The organism is Actinophytocola sp., assembly GCF_035634895.1.
Lineage (GTDB): Bacteria > Actinomycetota > Actinomycetes > Mycobacteriales > Pseudonocardiaceae > Actinophytocola.
The window spans coordinates 24,435-41,425 of the sequence record NZ_DASQCC010000125.1 but is presented as its reverse complement, the minus strand read 5'-3'; the positions used below and the strand labels follow the sequence as shown (position 1 = coordinate 41,425).

The window sequence follows — 16,991 nt, the reverse complement described above, 5'->3', positions numbered from 1 at the left end:
CTCGCCGGCCCGCGCCCGCCGCTCCGCCCGTCCCACGCCCGCGAGGCGCAGCGGCAGCTCGACGTTGCGTGACGCGGTCAGCCACGGCATCAGCGCGGCCTCCTGGAACATGACCGCGGGCCGCGAGGTGTTCAGCTCGATCTCGCCGGCCGTCGCGTCCTCGAGGCTGGCGACCAGGTTCAGCACGGTCGTCTTGCCGCACCCGGACGCGCCGAGCAGGCACACGAACTCGCCGGGCGCGACGTCGAGGTCCACCCCGTCGAGCGCGGCGACCGCGCGCCTGCCCTGCCCGAACGTCTTGCCAACACCGGAAAGGCGCACGGCATACTCGGTCCGCACCCCAACCTCGAGCGTCACGGTCATCTCGCGCCTCCCCTGGCTACTTCTTGTCCAGCCCACCGGCGTCGACGACCGGCTTGCCGGCTTCCTTGAGCACCGCGTTGAGCTGCGTCAGGTCCGCGAACCCGGCCACGTCCGGTGCGGTCTGGGCGATGCCCGCCGTGACCTGGTCCTTGGCCAGCTGCTTGAACTGACCGGCGACCGGGTCGAAGGTGAGCGTGATGTTCGACCACGCCCGCTTGATCACGTCGGGCTTGAGCGTCTTGCCGGTCAGCTTCTCCAGCTGCCTGTTGACCGCGGCCTGCGCGTCGGACTCGTCGTCGTCGGCGTAGTCGATCGACGCGACCAGGCCCTTCAGGAACGCCTTCACGGTCTGCGGGTGCTGCTCGAGGAACTCCGTGCGCACGATCAGGACCGTGGTCGGGAACTTGCCGTCCGACCACAGCTCCTTCTCGTCCACGAAGACCTTCGCGCCGGCCTCCAGCACGAGCCGCGACGACCACGGTTCCGGCAGCCAGGCCGCCTGGACCTGGCCGCCCTTGAAGGCGTCCAGCGTCTGGGCGTTCTCCATGTTGGTGACCTGGACCTTGCCCGTCAGCTTCTTGTCCGCCAACCACTTCTTGAGCGCCACGTCCTGGGTGTTGCCGAGCTGCGGGGTGACGACCGTCTTGCCGACCAGGTCCTCGGGCTTGGTGATGTCCGGGGTGGTCACGAACTGCGCGCCGGCCGAGGTGACGCCGGAGATCAGCCGCACCGCCGCGCCCTTCGACTTGGCGTAGGCGTTGATGGCCGGGCCGGACCCGATGAAGGCGACGTCCAGGGAGCCGCCGAGCAGCGCCGACACCTCGTCGGGGCCCGCGTTGAACTGCTGGAGGGTGAGCTTGGTGTCGCCCAGCTCCTTCTCGAACAGGCCCTTGTCGGTGCCGATCAGCGCGGGCGCGTGCGTGACGTTCGGGAAGTAGCCCAGCCGCAGCTCCGTGGCAGGGCTGGTGTTCTCCGCCGCCGTCGTGCCGGTGCTGGTCTCGCCTTCGTCGGCTCTCGAGCACGCCGTCGTGAGCAGGGATAACGCGGCGATCGTGGCGAGGATGGCGCGGGTACGCACAGGGGTCTCCTAGTCCTTGTCCAGCAACGGAAGCGGCGCCCCGACCAACCCTGCCGCCAGGGTCGTGCCGTCGGCCGGGTCGATCACCAGGAACGCGCCGGTCCGGCCGTGGCTCGTGTAGCGGTCGACGGGGAGTGGCTCCGCCATGCGCAGCGACACCTGCCCGATCTCGTTGAGTACCAGTGTTTCCGGGCTTTCGTGCGTGGACAGCTTCTGCTCGTCGAAGCGCGTGCGCAACTCGGTGACCACAGCCTGGACGGTCTTGGCCCCGGACTTGACAAGCACCCTCGCGTTGGCCCGCAACGGTTTGTCCGCGAGCCACGCGAGCGTCGCGGACAGCTCGTCGGTCAGCTCCGGCGGATGCGCGGCACTCGCGATCACGTCACCACGGGAGATGTCGATGTCGTCGGCCAGCAGCAGCGTGACCGAGCGACCCGCGACCGCCTCCGGCAGCTCACCGTCCGGCGTGTCGATCTTCGTGACCGTGGTCCGCGAGCCGCCCGGCAGCACGATTACCTCGTCCCCGGGCCGGATCGTGCCGGCGTTGACCTGGCCTGCGTAGCCGCGGTAGTCCGGGTGTGTCTCGGTGCGCGGGCGGATCACGTACTGCACGGGGAAACGGAACGGCGCCTCGTGCGGATCCGGTTCCACCGGCACGTTTTCCAGGTGTTCGAGCAGTGTCGGTCCCGCGTACCACGGTGTGTTGGCCGAGTGCTCCACCACGTTGTCGCCGACCAGTGCCGACACCGGGATCGCGATGACCACGCCGAGCGGGTAGCCGAGCGTGGTCGCGTGGTGGGCGAACTCCTTGGCGATCACCTCGAACGTGCCCTCGTCGTAGCTCACGAGGTCGATCTTGTTGACCGCCAGCACGAGGCGTGGCACCCCCAGCAGCGCGAGGACCGCCGCGTGCCGTTTCGTCTGCTCCAGCACGCCCTTGCGGGCGTCCACCAGCAGGATCGCCAGCTCCGCCGTTGACGCGCCGGTCACCGTGTTGCGGGTGTACTGCACGTGCCCGGGGGTGTCGGCGAGCACGAACGACCGCCTGCCGGTGGCGAAGTAGCGGTAGGCGACGTCGATGGTGATGCCCTGCTCGCGTTCCGACCGCAGCCCGTCGACGAGTAGTGAGAGGTCCGGTGTGGACAGTCCCTTGTCGACACTCGCGCGATGCACGGCGTCGAGCTGGTCGGCCAGCACGGACTTGGTGTCGTACAGCAGCCGGCCGACGAGCGTGGACTTGCCGTCGTCCACACTTCCCGCGGTCGCGAGCCTGAGGAGATCGCTCATGACGCTCCCTCGCCCCGCCCGCCCGACGATCTTCCCATGGCAACGAACGAACCGTCTTTCTTGCTCCCTGGGCCTCGCACGAAAGTCCCGTTCGTGCGGGAAATTCCGCAAGCTCCGCTCATCAGAAGTAGCCCTCCCGCTTGCGATCCTCCATGGCCGCCTCGGAGAGGCGGTCGTCGGCGCGGGTCGCGCCGCGCTCGGTGAGCCGGCTCGCGGCCACCTCGGCGATCACCTCGTCGAGGGTCGTCGCGGTCGACTCGACGGCGCCGGTGCACGAGCCGTCGCCGACGGTCCGGTAGCGGATCGTCCTGCGGGTCAACGTCTCCCCGTCACGCGGGCCGCCCCACGGACCCTCGGCGAGCCACATGCCGTCGCGCAGGTAGACCTCCCGCTCGTGCGCGTAGTAGATCGACGGCAGCTCGATGCCCTCGCGGCCGATGTAGCGCCACACGTCCAGCTCGGTCCAGTTGGACAGCGGGAACACCCGCACGTGCTCGCCCGGCCGGTGTCGCCCGTTGTACAGGTTCCACAGCTCCGGCCGCTGCCGGCGGGGCTCCCACTGGCCGAACGCGTTGCGCAGGCTGAAGATCCGCTCCTTGGCGCGGGCCCGCTCCTCGTCCCGGCGCCCACCGCCGAACACCGCGTCGAACCTGTTCTCCGTGATGGTGTCCAAAAGCGGCACGGTCTGCAGCGGGTTGCGGGTGCCGTCCGGACGCTCGGTCAGCCGGCCGTCGTCGATCCAGTCCTGCACCTTCGCGACCACCAGCCGCAGGCCGTGGCGCTCGACGACCCGGTCGCGGAACTCGATGACCTCGTCGAAGTTGTGCCCGGTGTCCACATGCAGCAACGGGAACGGCACCGGCGCCGGCCAGAACGCCTTGACCGCCAGGTGCAGCAGCAGGGTCGAGTCCTTGCCGCCGGAGAACAGGATCACCGGCCGGTCGAACTCGCCTGCCACCTCGCGCATGATGTGGACCGCCTCGGACTCGAGGCGCCCCAGGGAGTCGAGTGCCTCGACGGCCGCGGTCATCCGTGCAGCCCGCACTCGGTCTTGGCCGAGCCGGCCCAGCGGCCGCTGCGGGCGTCCTGGCCCGGCAACGGCTTCGCGGTGCACGGCGCGCAGCCGATCGACAGGTAACCCTCGCCGACGAGCGGGTTCTCGAGGATGCCGCCCGCGTCGATGTACTCGCGGAACTCCTCGTCCGTCCACGGCGCGATCGGGTTGACCTTCACGAGGCCGTTGCGCTCGTCCCACTGCACGATCGGGGTGCTCGCACGGGTCGGCGCGTCCACCCGGCGCACGCCGGTCACCCAGGCGTCGTAGTTCGCGAGTGCCCTGCGCAGCGGCACCACCTTGCGCAGGAAGCAGCACTGGGTCGGGTCGGTCCTGTTCAGCAGCCCGAACTCCGCCTCCTGGTCGGCGACGGACTGCGCGGCCTCGGTGTTGACGATCCGGATCGACGGGTAGGTCACCTCGACCGCGTCCCGGGTGCCGACGGTCTCCGCGAAGTGGTAGCCGGTCTCGAGGAACAGCACGTCCACGTCCGGCTTCGCCCGCACGGCAAGGTCGATCAGGACGGCGTCCTGCATGTTGGAGGCGACGATGAACCGGTCGCCGAACGTCCTCGCCGTCCACTCCAGAGCCTCCGCCGCGGTCGCGCCGGCCAACTCCTCCGCCGCCTCCTCCGCGAGACGCCTGAGGTCCTTCGTCGCGGTGGTCACTTGGTCACCTCTTCCAGTGCTGTCGACCCTGCGAGGTTCAAACCGACGAACTTGACGGTGAACACGCGCCGGCAGCCGGTACACAGCCACGCGGCATGCGGTTCCTCCTGCGGGCGAAGGTCCTCGTCGCCGCAGTACGGGCAGTAGAACGGAGCCGCGCGCTCGGTCACGACCGCGCCTCCCCTTCTCCTCGCAGGCTCCGAGAAGGCGGCCGCTGCTCGTGGCGCCCATGGTTCGCTCCGCAAGCTCCGCTCACTTCAGGTCGTCCTCCTGCGCGCGGGCCACCCACTGCGGGAACCGCTCGTCCGGCTCGCGGTCCGCGATGTAGTTGCGCACCACGCGTTCCACGTAGTCCGGCAGCTCCTCGGCGGTCACCTTGTGGCCACGCAGCTTCCGGCCGAACCCGGCGTCCAGGCCGAGCCCGCCGCCGAGGTGGACCTGGAAGCCCTCGACCTGGTTGCCGTCCGCATCGGTCACGATCTGGCCCTTCAGCCCGATGTCCGCGGTCTGGATGCGGGCACAGGAGTTGGGGCAGCCGTTGATGTGCACGCTGATCGGCGTCGTCACGTCCGCGGTGATGTCCTTGAGCCGGTCCTCCAGCGCCGACACCAGGTTCGCCGCGCGGGCCTTGGTCTCGACGATCGCGAGCTTGCAGAACTCGATGCCGGTGCAGGCCATCACCCCGCGCCGCCACGGCGACGGGTCGGTCTGCAGGCCCAGCCCGGCGAGCGCGGTCCGCAGACCGTCCACTTCGGACTTCGGCACGTCGAGCACGATCAGCTTCTGCAGCGGCGTGAACCGGACCCGGCGCGAGCCGGCGGCCTCCGCCGCGTCGGCCACCGCGACGAGCGTCGAGCCCGACACGCGCCCGGCGATGGGCGCGGCGCCGACGTAGACGTTGCCGTCCCGCTGCTCGTGCACGCCGACGTGGTCGCGTGGCTGCTCGGGCACCTTCGGCGCGGGGCCGTCGACGAGCCTGCGTTCGAGGTACTCGGTCTCCAGGACCTCGCGGAACTTCTCCGCGCCCCAGTCCTTGACGAGGAACTTCAGGCGGGCGCGGTGACGCAGTCGGCGGTAGCCGTAGTCGCGGAAGATGCTGATCACGCCGGCCCACACGTCCGGCACCTCGTCGAGCGGCACCCACGCGCCGAGCCGCACGCCGATCATCGGGTTGGTGGACAGGCCACCGCCGACCCACAGGTCGAAGCCGGGGCCGTGCTCGGGGTGCTCGACACCGACGAACGCGATGTCGTGGACCTCGTGGGCGACGTCCGGCAGACCGGAGATCGCGGTCTTGAACTTGCGGGGGAGGTTCGAGAACTCCTTGGCGCCGATGTACCGGTTCTTGATCTCCTCGATGGCGGGCCTGCCGTCGATGACCTCGTCGGTCGCGATGCCCGCGACGGGAGAGCCGAGGATCACGCGCGGGCTGTCGCCGCACGCCTCCATGGTGGTGAGCCCGACGCCCTCCAGCTTCTCCCACACGGCGGGCATGTCCTCGATCCGGATCCAGTGGTACTGGATGTTCTGCCGGTCGGTGATGTCGGCCGTGTCCCGTGCGTACTGTTCGGAGACCTCGCCGATGACCCGCAGCTGCTCCGTGGTGACGGCCCCGCCGTCGACGCGGACGCGGAGCATGAAGTACTTGTCGTCCAGCTCCTCGGGTTCGAGGGTGGCGGTGCGGCCGCCGTCGATCCCGGGCTTGCGCTGGGTGTACAGGCCGTACCAGCGGAAACGGCCACGCAGGTCGCCGGGGTCGATACCGTCGAAACCGGTGTGGGCGTAGATGTTCTCGATGCGGTCGCGGACGTTGAGCGGGTTGTCGTCCCTCTTGCTCCGCTCGTTCGGGTTGAGCGGCTCGCGGTACCCGAGCGCCCACTGGCCCTCACCGCGGCGACGCGCCGGCGCTCGCTTGGGCGTGGTGGGAGTTGACACCCGTCAGTCCTCCGGACATCCAGGGCGCTCGCGCACGCCGGAACCCTCGGGAACATGGGGGTCGAGCCGACGCACCCAGGCGCCGACTTGCAATACGGCGGCGACGGGTTACGTGACCCGACGGCACATCGCGCTGGAGACACGAACGAAATCCACGTGGCGACGGGCCACGAGCAGGATCTCGATCGCACTCAACACGCTTTTCAGCGTGCCACGTGCCCACGTTGTGGTCCAATGCGATCCGTATCGTGAGACACAGTGACCGGGTTCATACCCCGGTGTCGCCCAAGGTACGCCGGATGGCGGAGGCGCCCTGCTCCATGAGTAGCGCTACGTCGCCGGCCCGCTCGTCCGGCAACAGGTCGACGTGCCAGACGAACCGGCAGCCTTGCTTTTCCGGGATGACCTGTGCTGTGCCCTGATAGTGGGTGAAACCGTCCACGATCGCGTAGGTGAGGCGGCGGTGCGCGTCGTCGGCGCCGATGAGCAGCTCGCGCACGGTTACGCCATTGGCGAAGGTAATCACCCGTTCGTGGCCGTCTGACTCGCAGGCGGTCACGAGGCCCGTGACCAGCCGTTCGTGGAGGGCGCCGAAGTCCCGCAGGGCGTCCCAGGCGGCGTCGGGGTCGGTGTCCAGCTCGATGTCCTGTCGCAGCGTTGCCATGCCGGAAGCCTGCCGCCTGCGGGGTCCGCGGTCTTGAACTTCCTTGCGCTGTCGGTGCCCGCTTGTAGCGTCCGGCGCGTGGAGTTCATGGCACTCGCGACGCGGGCCGACCTGGGTGTGTGGTCGGCGCACTGCCCGGGCGGGCACGCTGGCTGGTCGGCGCAGGAGGCGCGGGATGACTACCGGCTGGTGCTGGTCCGGCGGGGCCGGTTCCGGCGGCGGGTGGCCGGTGCGGTGGTCGACCTGGACCCGACGGTCGCCTACCTCGGCACGCCGGGTGAGGAGGAGAGCTTCGAGCACCCGACGGGCGGGGACCTGTGCACGTCGGTGTCACTGTCGGCCACGCTGGGTGAACGGCTCGCCGGGCCCGCCCGGCCGCTGATCCACGTCGACGCGCGGGTGGACCTCGCACACCGGCGCCTGCTGACGTCGACGGCCGACGTCGAGTACGGGCTGGTCGAGGCGTTGCTCGGACTGCTGGCCTTCGTCCCGGCGCGATCGCACCCGGCCGACCGGATGTTGGCGGCCCGAGCGCGCGAGGCGCTGGTGAACGATGATCCGTCGGCGATCGGCCTGCAGTCGCTCGCCGCGGCGCTCGGAGTGTCGCCGTACCGGCTGAGCAGGGCGTTCACCCGCGAGGTCGGCGTGTCAGTGACCCGCTACCGCAACCGGTTGCGGGTCAGCAGGGCACTGGACCGGCTCGAGGCGGGCGAGCGTGGACTGGCCACGCTCGCCGCGGACCTCGGGTTCGCCGACCAGGCCCACCTGTGCCGGACCGTGCGTGCGCACGTCGGACACTCGCCGACCGCGCTGCGCCGGTTGCTCAGCGGTTGACGTCGCGGACGGCGCCCTGCGAAGCGTCCGTCGCCATGCGGGCGTAGGCACGCAGTGCCGCCGTGACCGGGCGTTGACGGTCCTTCGGCTGCCACGGCCGTTCCGCCGACTCCATCTTCGCCCGCCGGTCCGCCAGGACCTCGTCGGAGACCTGTAGTTCCAGCCGCCGTTCGTGGACGTCGATGAGGATCCGGTCGCCGTCCTCGACCAGGCCGATCAGGCCGCCGCCGGCCGCCTCCGGGGAGATGTGGCCGATCGACAGGCCGGACGTGCCGCCCGAGAAGCGGCCGTCGGTGATCAGCGCGCACTTCTTGCCCAGGCCGGCGCCCTTCAGGAACGCGGTCGGGTGCAGCATCTCCTGCATCCCCGGCCCGCCCGCCGGCCCCTCGTAGCGCACGACCAGCACGTCACCCGGCTGGATCTCCCGCTTCAGGATCACCGACACCGCTTCTTCCTGGCTCTCGACCACGCGGGCCGGGCCCTCGAAGTGGAACAGCTCCTCCTCGATGCCCGCCGCCTTGATCACCGCGCCGTGTTCGGCCAGGTTGCCGCGCAGCACGGCCAGGCCGCCCTCGACGGTGTACGCGTGCTCGACGTCGTGGATGCAGCCGTCCGCGGCGTCGGTGTCCAGTGTGGACCAGCGGTTCGACGTCGAGAACGCCTTCGTGGTCCGGACACCACCCGGGGCGGCGTGGAACAGTTCCACGGCCTCCTCGGACGGCGACGACGCCCGGATGTCCCATTCGGACAGCCACTCCGACAGCGACGGCGAGTGGATCGTGTGCACGCCCTCGTTGAGCTTCCCGCCGCGCCAGAGTTCACCCAGGATTGCCGGGATGCCACCCGCCCGGTGCACGTCCTCCATGTGGTAGCTGGAGTTCGGTGACACCTTTGCCAGGCACGGCACCCGGCGGGAGATGTCGTCGATGTCCGTAAGGGTGAAGTCGACCTCACCCTCCCGCGCGGCCGCGAGGATGTGCAGCACGGTGTTGGTGGACCCGCCCATCGCCATGTCCAGGGCCATCGCGTTGACGAACGCGTCCCGCGTGGCGATCGACCGCGGCAGCACGGACGAGTCGTCGTTGCCGTAGTAGCGGCGCGCCAGCTCCATGACCGTGGTCCCGGCACGGGAGAACAGGTCCCGGCGAGCGGCGTGCGTCGCGAGCGTCGAGCCGTTGCCCGGCAGCGCGAGGCCGAGCGCCTCGGTCAGGCAGTTCATGGAGTTGGCGGTGAACATCCCGGAGCACGACCCGCAGGTCGGGCAGGCGGACTGCTCGACGGCGGTGAGCCCGAGCTCGTCCACGTTGTCGTTGGCCGACGCGGAGATGGCGGTGATCAGGTCCGACGACGTGTGCGCGACCCCGTCCACGACCACGGCCTTGCCGGCCTCCATCGGCCCGCCCGACACGAACACGGTCGGGATGTTCAGGCGCATGGCCGCGTTGAGCATGCCCGGCGTGATCTTGTCGCAGTTGGAGATGCACACGAGCGCGTCGGCGGCGTGCGCGTTGACCATGTACTCGACGCTGTCCGCGATGATCTCCCGCGAGGGGAGCGAGTACAGCATCCCGCCGTGCCCCATGGCGATCCCGTCGTCGACGGCGATCGTGTGGAACTCCCGCGCGATGCCCCCGGCGGCGGCGACCGCCTCGGCCACGATGTCGCCGAGGTCGCGCAGGTGCACGTGTCCGGGCACGAACTGCGTGTAGGAGTTCGCGATGGCCACGATCGGCTTGCCGAAGTCACCGTCGGTCATGCCGGTGGCGCGCCACAGGGCACGCGCGCCGGCCGCGTTGCGGCCATGGGTGGTGATGCGGGAACGGAGCTCAGGCACGGCTCCTCCAGGTTCTACTCGGCGTCTTCTTCCCGGGGCTCCTCGGCGGGAGCGGACGGGACGGGGACCGGTTCTGCGTCTTCTACGTCCTCGGTCGGGTCCGCCAGCCGGCCGCCGCTGATCAGCGACAGGGCCGGGAGGTGGCGGGTGCGCACGTTCGGCAGGGGGAGTTCCTTCCCGTCCTCGACCACGGCGCGTACCCAGGACCGCTCGGACACCCGGAACGCACGCAGGTCCGACCACGGCACGACGTGCCGGCCGAACAGGGTCCGGGCCACCAGCCGCTCGCGGTCGGCGGTCGTCCGCACGCGCAGCACCCACGCGATGGCCGCGACCGGCACAACGTAGATGACGGCCAGGCCGGGTGCCGCCCACGCGAACGGCGTCGCCGTGATGGCGAACAGCAGTGCCCCCAACACGGCGGTCGCCGGGATGCGGAACACCAGGCGGGACACCTCCGGAACGGTCACGTCCCCTATCGTGCCACGGCGCGAGGCACGCGGAGCGACCGGCGGCTCTCTCATCAGGTGAGATCACAATCCCGCAGAGTTGACGCCCCAGGTCGCCAGCACTACCGTCTCCAACGTGCCCCAGCAGACCGGTCTCGTACTTCCCCAGCGCGTTCGACGCTGAGGAAGTCAGCTGCGTCGAACGCGCGACCCTCGTACGACCACAGCGGTCGGCGGGGGTTTTTTCGTGTTCGAGGACGTCTGAGAGCCTGGTAGAGAAACCCCGACAAGAGGCAGAAGCCGATGACCAGTGCGACACAGCGGCCGACCCCGGCCGCCGCAACGCCAGGGCCGCGCCCAGCGGCCCCTCGACCCAAACCGACTCCGCCGACCGGCACCCCGGTCCGGGTGACCGGCGCGCAGTCGCTCGTCCGATCCCTCGAGGCGGTAGGCGTCGAGGTGGTGTTCGGTATTCCGGGCGGCACGATCCTGCCTGCGTACGACCCCCTGCTGGACTCCACGAAGGTCCGGCACATCCTCGTCCGCCACGAGCAGGGCGCGGGCCACGCGGCCACCGGGTACGCCCAGGCCACCGGCAAGGTCGGGGTCTGCATGGCCACCTCGGGCCCCGGGGCGACGAACCTCGTCACGCCGCTCGCCGACGCCAACATGGACTCCGTGCCGATCGTCGCGATCACCGGCCAGCAGTCCAGGGCGCTGATCGGCACCGACGCGTTCCAGGAAGCCGACATCTGCGGCATCACGCTGCCCGTCACCAAGCACAACTTCCTCATCAAGGACCCCGCGGAGATCCCGAGGGCCATCGCCGAGGCGTTCCACATCGCGAGCACCGGCCGACCCGGCCCCGTGCTCGTCGACATCCCCAAGGACGTGCTGCAGGAGACCACCTCCTTCTCGTGGCCGCCCGAGATGCGGCTGCCCGGCTACAAGCCGACGACCCGGCCGCACGGCAAGCAGGTGCGCGAGGCCGCGAAGCTGATCGCGCACGCCAAGCGGCCGGTGTTCTACGTCGGCGGTGGAGTGCTCAAGGCACAGGCGTCCGCCGACCTGCGTGAGCTGGCCGAGCTGACCGGCATCCCCGTGGTCACCACGCTGATGGCCAAGGGCGCCTTCCCGGACTCGCACCGCCAGCACCTCGGCATGCCCGGCATGCACGGCTCGGTCGCCGCGGTGGCCGCGATGCAGCGGGCCGACCTGCTGATCGCGCTCGGCGCCCGGTTCGACGACCGCGTCACGGGCCAGCTCTCGACGTTCGCGCCGGACGCCCAGATCGTGCACGCGGACATCGATCCGGCGGAGATCTCCAAGAACCGCCGCGCGGACGTGCCGATCGTGGGTGACTGCAAGGAGATCATCGCCGAGCTGGTCATCGCGGTGCGTGCCGAGCTGGCGGACGGCAGGCAGGCCGACCTCACCAGGTGGTGGCAGCAGCTCGACGAGTGGCGGGAGAAGTTCCCGCTCGGCTACGACGAACCGACCGACGGCTCGCTCTCCCCGCAGTTCGTCATCGAGCGGATCGGCCAGATCGCGGGCCCGGACGCCGTCTACACCGCGGGTGTCGGCCAGCACCAGATGTGGGCCGCGCAGTTCATCAAGTACGAGAACCCGGCCACCTGGCTCAACTCCGGCGGGCTCGGCACCATGGGCTACGCGGTGCCCGCGGCCATGGGCGCGAAGTTCGGCCAGCCGGACAAGGTGGTCTGGGCCATCGACGGCGACGGCTGCTTCCAGATGACCAACCAGGAGCTCGCGACCTGCGCGATCGAGGGTGCCCCCATCAAGGTGGCCGTGATCAACAACGGCAACCTGGGCATGGTGCGGCAGTGGCAGAACCTCTTCTACTCGGAGCGGTACTCGCAGACCGACCTCGGCACGCACAAGCACCGCATCCCGGACTTCACCCTCCTGGCCGAGGCGCTGGGGTGCGCGGGGCTACGCTGTGAGTCCAAAGAGGACGTCGACCGGGTGATCCACCGCGCGATGGAGATCAACGACCGGCCCGTGGTGGTCGACTTCGTGGTCGGCAAGGACGCGCAGGTGTGGCCGATGGTCGCGGCGGGCACCGGCAACGACCAGATCATGGCGGCCCGGGGCATCCGGCCGCTGTTCGACGAGGACTGATGACGATGAGCGGAGCCTGCGGAGCGTTTCGGCGCCGCGCAGCGGGTGAGGAGACGGCATGACCACACACACCCTGTCGGTTCTCGTCGAGAACAAGCCAGGTGTACTCGCCCGCGTCGCGGGCCTGTTCTCCCGGCGTGGCTTCAACATCGAGTCGCTCGCGGTGGGCCCGACCGAGCACGCCGACGTCTCCCGCATGACGATCGTCGTCGCGGTGGACGAGCTGCCACTCGAACAGGTGACCAAGCAGCTCAACAAGCTCGTCAACGTCATCAAGATCGTGGAGCTGGACCCGGCCATCTCGGTCCAGCGTGAGCTCCTGCTCGTGAAGGTGCGGGCGGACGCGACCGTGCGCACCCAGGTGCTGGAGACCGTGCAGCTGTTCCGCGCCAAGGTCGTCGACGTGTCGCCGGAGGCGCTGACCGTCGAGGCGACCGGCACCGAGGACAAGCTCGAGGCGCTGCTGCGGATGCTGGAGCCCTACGGGGTGCGGGAGATGGTGCAGTCGGGGCGGGTCGCGATAGGCCGCGGCCCACGCTCCATCACGGCGACCGGCGTCCGCTAGCGTCAGCCGGGAGTTCTTTTCAGGAAGGAAGAAAATTGGCAGTCGAGATCTTCTACGACGACGACGCGGACCTCTCGGTCATCCAGGGCCGCAAGGTGGCGGTGGTCGGGTACGGCAGCCAGGGGCACGCACATGCGCTGTCGCTGCGTGACTCGGGCGTGGAGGTCCGGATCGGGCTGCCCGAGGGCTCCAAGTCGCGGGCCAAGGCCGAGGAGGAGGGCCTGACCGTCCAGTCGGTCGCCGAGGTCTCCGCGTGGGCCGACGTGATCATGATCCTGGCACCGGACACCAAGCAGCGGACCATCTACGCGGAGGAGATCGCGCCCAACCTCGCCGACGGCGACGCGCTGTTCTTCGGGCACGGCTTCAACATCCGCTACGGCCTGATCACCCCACCGGCCAACGTGGACGTCGCGATGGTCGCGCCGAAGGGGCCCGGTCACCTGGTGCGCCGGCAGTTCGTGGACGGCAAGGGTGTGCCGTGCCTCATCGCCGTGGAGCAGGACGCGTCGGGCTCGGCCCAGGCGCTCGCGCTCGCTTACGCGAAGGGCATCGGCGGGTCGCGTGCCGGCGTCATCAAGACCACCTTCAAGGAGGAGACCGAGACCGACCTGTTCGGTGAGCAGGTGGTGCTCTGTGGCGGCACGACCGCGTTGGTGCAGGCCGGTTTCGAGACGCTGGTGAACGCCGGGTACACGCCGGAGGTGGCGTACTTCGAGTGCCTGCACGAGCTGAAGCTGATCGTCGACCTCATGTACGAGGGCGGCATCGCGCGCATGCGGTACTCGATCTCCGACACCGCCGAGTACGGCGACGTGACCCGCGGCCCTCGGGTGATCACCGACTCGGTGCGCGAGGAGATGCGCAAGATCCTGGGCGAGATCCAGGACGGCACCTTCGCGAACGAGTGGGTCGGCGAGGACGAGGCCGGCCGCCCGAACTTCCAGAAGCTGGTCGAGCAGGGCGAGCAGCACCCGATCGAAGAGGTCGGCAAGAAGCTCCGCGGCCTCATGTCCTGGGTCGATCGCCCAATTACCGAAACCGCCTGATTTTACTTCTTTCGGTGGCCCGGTGTCCCTCTTTAGGGGTACCGGGCCATCGGTTACTTTCACTGCTATGAGCAACGAACCGACCACCCGCGCGTCGGCCCCGATCTTCGACGACAAGGCGCACGTCCGGGGCAAGCTCGACCTGACCAACGCGGAGTGGCAGCGCGCGGCGGAGCCGGACGCCGACCCGGACGGCGAGTACGTGGAGATTGCGTTCGTCCCCCACACGGATGACAAGACCTATATCGCCATGCGCAACTCCAAGCACACGGGCCCGGACGACACGGTCCTGGTGTTCACCGAGTCCGAGTGGGATGCCTTCGTGGCCGGCGCCAAGGCCGGCGAGTTCGACGAACCGTGGTAAGAAACGCGTAAATTTCGTGGCGGATCAGGATCCCGTGTTCCGACAATTGGGTCATGGCCCGTCACGAGCAACTCCCGCCGCCACGCCGCGAACGGGTGGGGTTCGAGTTCTGGGTCGTGATCCTCTGGACCGTCTGGTGGGCGGGCCTGACGCTTGTGTTCCTGTTGATGGCCGTGTCCCAGTGGACCGGCCTCGACCCCGCGCGGGACTACGAGGCGGCCCTCGGTGGCGTCATGATCGCCGCCTTCACCGGATGTCTGACGACGGGGGGCGTCATCTGGGTTCGCGGCTCCCGCGCGAGCACCAAGCGGGCGGCGCCGTCCCCGACGTTCCGGCCGCCCGATCTGGCGTCCTTCCCACCCACGCGGATCCGAGTGGAGAAGCGCCACCGGCTGCCTCGGCCGGGGTCGGCCGTGCGTCAACCCATGCGACAGCTGGCCATGGCCGAGTCCGCCCTCGCGGAACTACTGCGACAGCTGACGGCCTCGGCGGTGCTGGTGGGCCTGGTCGACGACGCGTGGCGAACCGCCGCGGACACCGCGGCCCGCCTCCGTGCCGCCGCGGCCAGGATCGAGGCGGTCGAGGTCGCCGCGGAGCAGCTGCGGACCGGCGAGCGAGCGTCCCTGGAGGACGGTGTCCGCGACCTGCTCGCCCGCGTCCAGCAGGGGCTCGACGCCTACCGCGGGCTCGCCGCCGCCGCCGGCCGCACGCTGCTGGCCAGCACCCCGACCCTGACGGGCCGCGAACTGGTCGAGGAGACCGACCGCCTCGCCGGCCTCGCTGAGGCGCTGCGAGACCTGTCGCCCTCCTGACCGTTCCGACCACCGGCCCTCCCCGAGGAGTCGACCGTCGCTCGTCCGGGTCTCTGCTACCCGCGTGAACGGCTGGTGAACTGGAAACCGGCGCACGAACCGGACAGCGGCCCTCGTATTCGGGTGGACACCACTAGCAACGGGCTGTCGCCTCGCTCACCAGGGGAGGAAACGATTCAGCAAACCTCATAGACTGCCCTCGGTTGGTTACAGCGCCGTAACCGTGCCCTCAACAGCCGCGCAATCTTGGAGCTCGCGTGACCCAGCAGTCTCGCCCCGTAGTCCTCATCGCTGAGAAGCTGGCGCCCTCGGTGCTCGACGTGTTCGGAGACGAGGTGGAGGTCCGGCATGTCGACGGCACGGACCGGCCCGCCCTCCTCGAAGCGGTCGCGCACGCGGACGCCCTGCTCGTCCGCTCCGCCACCAAGGTCGACGCCGAGGTACTGGGCGCGACGACCAGGCTGAAGGTCGTCGCCCGTGCCGGTGTCGGGCTCGACAACGTCGAGGTGCCGGCCGCCACGTCCCGTGGTGTGCTCGTCGTCAACGCGCCGACCTCGAACATCGTCTCCGCCGCCGAGCACGCGGTCGCCCTGCTGCTCGCCACGGCGCGCCAGGTCCCGGCCGCGCACTCGACCCTGCAGAACCACGAGTGGAAGCGCAGCAAGTTCTCCGGCGTCGAGATCAACGGCAAGACCGTCGGCGTCGTCGGCCTCGGCAAGATCGGCCAGCTGTTCGCGGCCCGACTCGCCGCGTTCGGCACCGAGCTGATCGCCTACGACCCGTACGCCTCCGCCGCTCGCGCCGCGCAGCTGGGCGTCGAGCTGGTGACGCTGGACGAGCTGCTCGCCCGCGCCGACATCATCTCCGTGCACCTGCCCAAGACCCCCGAGACCAAGGGCCTGATCGGCGCCGACCAGCTCGCGAAGGTCAAGCCCGGCGTGATCATCGTCAACGCCGCCCGCGGTGGCCTGATCGACGAGCAGGCACTGGCCGACGCGGCGAAGGAAGGCCGCATCGGCGGCGCCGGCATCGACGTGTTCTCCTCCGAGCCGACCACCGACAGCCCGCTGTTCGGCATCCCGAACGTGGTCGTCACGCCGCACCTCGGCGCCTCCACGTCCGAGGCGCAGGACCGCGCCGGCACGGACGTGGCCCGTTCGGTGCTTCTGGCGCTGCGTGGCGAGTTCGTGCCCGACGCCGTGAACGTCGCGTCCGGCGGCGTGGTCGGCGAGGAGGTGCGGCCGTACCTGCCGCTCACCCAGAAGCTGGGCCTCGTCCTGTCGGCGCTCTCGGCCAGCACGCCGACGTCGGTGGCGATCGAGGTGCGTGGCGAGCTGTCCAACGAGGACACCTCGGTGCTGGCGCTCGCGGCGCTGCGTGGCGTGTTCTCCGGCGTGGTGGAGGACCAGGTCACGTTCGTCAACGCGACGCAGATCGCCGAGGCGCGCGGGGTCACCGTCTCGCAGTCCAAGGAGGCGGAGAGCCCCAACCATCGCAGCCTGGTGACGTTGCGTGGGGTCTATCCGAACGGCGACGTGCTGACGGTCAGCGGCACCGTCACCGGCATCGCGGAGGTCGAGAAGGTCGTCGAGGTGCACGGCCGGTCGTTCGACCTGCGGGCCGAGGGCGTCAACCTGCTGCTGGAGTACGAGGACCGGCCCGGTGTCATGGGTGTGGTCGGCACGCTGCTCGGCAAGGTGGGCATCAACATCGAGGCCGCGCAGATCAGCCAGATGAGTGAAGGCGAAGACGCGGTGATGATCCTACGTGTCGACCGCCCCGTCGACCCCTCTGTGCTGGAGTCCATCGGTGCGTCGGTGCGCGCCACGATCATCCGGACGGTGGACTTCGGTTAGGCCGACACCACCTAGTCGGGTGGCCAGCGCGGGAGAT

The 16,991-nt window shown here is 69.8% G+C and carries 18 protein-coding genes; 7 read left to right on the top strand and 11 right to left on the bottom strand.

Annotated features, from left to right (window positions below):
• The 9 genes from VET29_RS18365 to VET29_RS18330 form a co-directional block, all read right to left on the bottom strand.
• Positions 1–363, bottom strand: a 363-nt coding sequence (locus tag VET29_RS18365) for an ATP-binding cassette domain-containing protein (protein WP_324921821.1), incomplete at its 3' end; no start/stop codon positions are given.
• A 16-nt stretch (positions 364–379) separates the two neighbouring features.
• Positions 380–1,441, bottom strand: coding sequence for an ABC transporter substrate-binding protein (locus VET29_RS18360; RefSeq protein WP_324921819.1), 1,062 nt, complete (start codon positions 1,439–1,441; stop codon positions 380–382).
• A gap of 9 nt (positions 1,442–1,450) precedes the next feature.
• On the bottom strand, positions 1,451–2,728 hold the full coding sequence (locus VET29_RS18355) for a sulfate adenylyltransferase subunit 1 (protein ID WP_324921817.1): 1,278 nt from the start codon (positions 2,726–2,728) through the stop codon (positions 1,451–1,453).
• A gap of 121 nt (positions 2,729–2,849) precedes the next feature.
• Positions 2,850–3,758 carry a sulfate adenylyltransferase subunit CysD gene (cysD, locus tag VET29_RS18350; RefSeq protein WP_324921815.1) on the bottom strand — a complete coding sequence of 303 codons (909 nt, stop codon included), beginning with the start codon at positions 3,756–3,758 and terminating at the stop codon, positions 2,850–2,852.
• Entirely contained in the window at positions 3,755–4,450 is a 696-nt protein-coding gene (locus VET29_RS18345) for a phosphoadenylyl-sulfate reductase (RefSeq protein ID WP_324921813.1), read from the bottom strand. The genes cysD and VET29_RS18345 overlap by 4 nt, the downstream gene beginning before the upstream one ends.
• Positions 4,447–4,620 (bottom strand): Insertion element protein, encoded by a 174-nt coding sequence (locus VET29_RS18340; protein ID WP_324921812.1) that lies wholly within the window; start codon positions 4,618–4,620, stop codon positions 4,447–4,449. Before VET29_RS18340 ends, VET29_RS18345 begins: the two co-directional genes overlap by 4 nt.
• 82 nt (positions 4,621–4,702) lie before the next feature.
• On the bottom strand, positions 4,703–6,385 hold the full coding sequence (locus VET29_RS18335) for a nitrite/sulfite reductase (RefSeq protein WP_324921810.1): 1,683 nt from the start codon (positions 6,383–6,385) through the stop codon (positions 4,703–4,705).
• Positions 6,386–6,493: 108 nt separating this feature from the next.
• Positions 6,494–6,583, bottom strand: a complete 90-nt coding sequence (locus VET29_RS44085) for a putative leader peptide (RefSeq protein WP_407777819.1) — start codon at positions 6,581–6,583, stop codon at positions 6,494–6,496.
• Between the two features lie 70 nt (positions 6,584–6,653).
• A complete protein-coding gene (locus tag VET29_RS18330) occupies positions 6,654–7,049 on the bottom strand; it encodes an SRPBCC family protein (RefSeq protein ID WP_324921807.1) in 396 nt (131 codons plus the stop codon).
• 87 nt (positions 7,050–7,136) lie between these two features.
• On the opposite strand from VET29_RS18330, the gene VET29_RS18325 reads away from it, so the two are divergent.
• The gene (locus VET29_RS18325; protein ID WP_324921823.1) at positions 7,137–7,883 is read left to right on the top strand and encodes an AraC family transcriptional regulator; all 747 of its coding nucleotides are present in this window, start codon (positions 7,137–7,139) and stop codon (positions 7,881–7,883) included.
• Here the strand turns inward: VET29_RS18325 and ilvD are convergent.
• Together ilvD and VET29_RS18315 are read right to left on the bottom strand one after the other, a co-directional pair.
• Positions 7,873–9,717, bottom strand: a complete 1,845-nt coding sequence (gene ilvD, locus VET29_RS18320) for a dihydroxy-acid dehydratase (RefSeq protein WP_324921805.1) — start codon at positions 9,715–9,717, stop codon at positions 7,873–7,875. The genes VET29_RS18325 and ilvD overlap by 11 nt on opposite strands.
• 14 nt (positions 9,718–9,731) lie before the next feature.
• Positions 9,732–10,187: a PH domain-containing protein gene (locus VET29_RS18315; RefSeq protein ID WP_324921803.1), complete on the bottom strand. Its 456-nt coding sequence runs from the start codon at positions 10,185–10,187 to the stop codon at positions 9,732–9,734.
• Between the two features lie 282 nt (positions 10,188–10,469).
• Here VET29_RS18315 and VET29_RS18310 point away from each other — a divergent pair, with 282 nt between their 5' ends.
• The 6 genes from VET29_RS18310 (at position 10,470) to serA (ending at position 16,954) form a co-directional block, all read left to right on the top strand.
• A complete protein-coding gene (locus VET29_RS18310; protein WP_324921801.1) occupies positions 10,470–12,308 on the top strand; it encodes an acetolactate synthase large subunit in 1,839 nt (612 codons plus the stop codon).
• 58 nt (positions 12,309–12,366) lie between these two features.
• The gene (gene ilvN, locus VET29_RS18305; RefSeq protein ID WP_324921799.1) at positions 12,367–12,873 is read left to right on the top strand and encodes an acetolactate synthase small subunit; all 507 of its coding nucleotides are present in this window, start codon (positions 12,367–12,369) and stop codon (positions 12,871–12,873) included.
• Positions 12,874–12,908: 35 nt separating this feature from the next.
• Positions 12,909–13,922, top strand: coding sequence for a ketol-acid reductoisomerase (gene ilvC, locus VET29_RS18300; RefSeq protein ID WP_324921796.1), 1,014 nt, complete (start codon positions 12,909–12,911; stop codon positions 13,920–13,922).
• Positions 13,923–13,989: 67 nt separating this feature from the next.
• The gene (locus VET29_RS18295; protein ID WP_324921794.1) at positions 13,990–14,286 is read left to right on the top strand and encodes a DUF397 domain-containing protein; all 297 of its coding nucleotides are present in this window, start codon (positions 13,990–13,992) and stop codon (positions 14,284–14,286) included.
• Between the two features lie 53 nt (positions 14,287–14,339).
• Positions 14,340–15,098, top strand: coding sequence for a phage shock envelope stress response protein PspM (pspM, locus tag VET29_RS18290; RefSeq protein ID WP_324921792.1), 759 nt, complete (start codon positions 14,340–14,342; stop codon positions 15,096–15,098).
• Positions 15,099–15,355: 257 nt separating this feature from the next.
• Positions 15,356–16,954, top strand: coding sequence for a phosphoglycerate dehydrogenase (serA, locus tag VET29_RS18285; RefSeq protein WP_324921790.1), 1,599 nt, complete (start codon positions 15,356–15,358; stop codon positions 16,952–16,954).
• Positions 16,955–16,991: the final 37 nt, after the last annotated feature.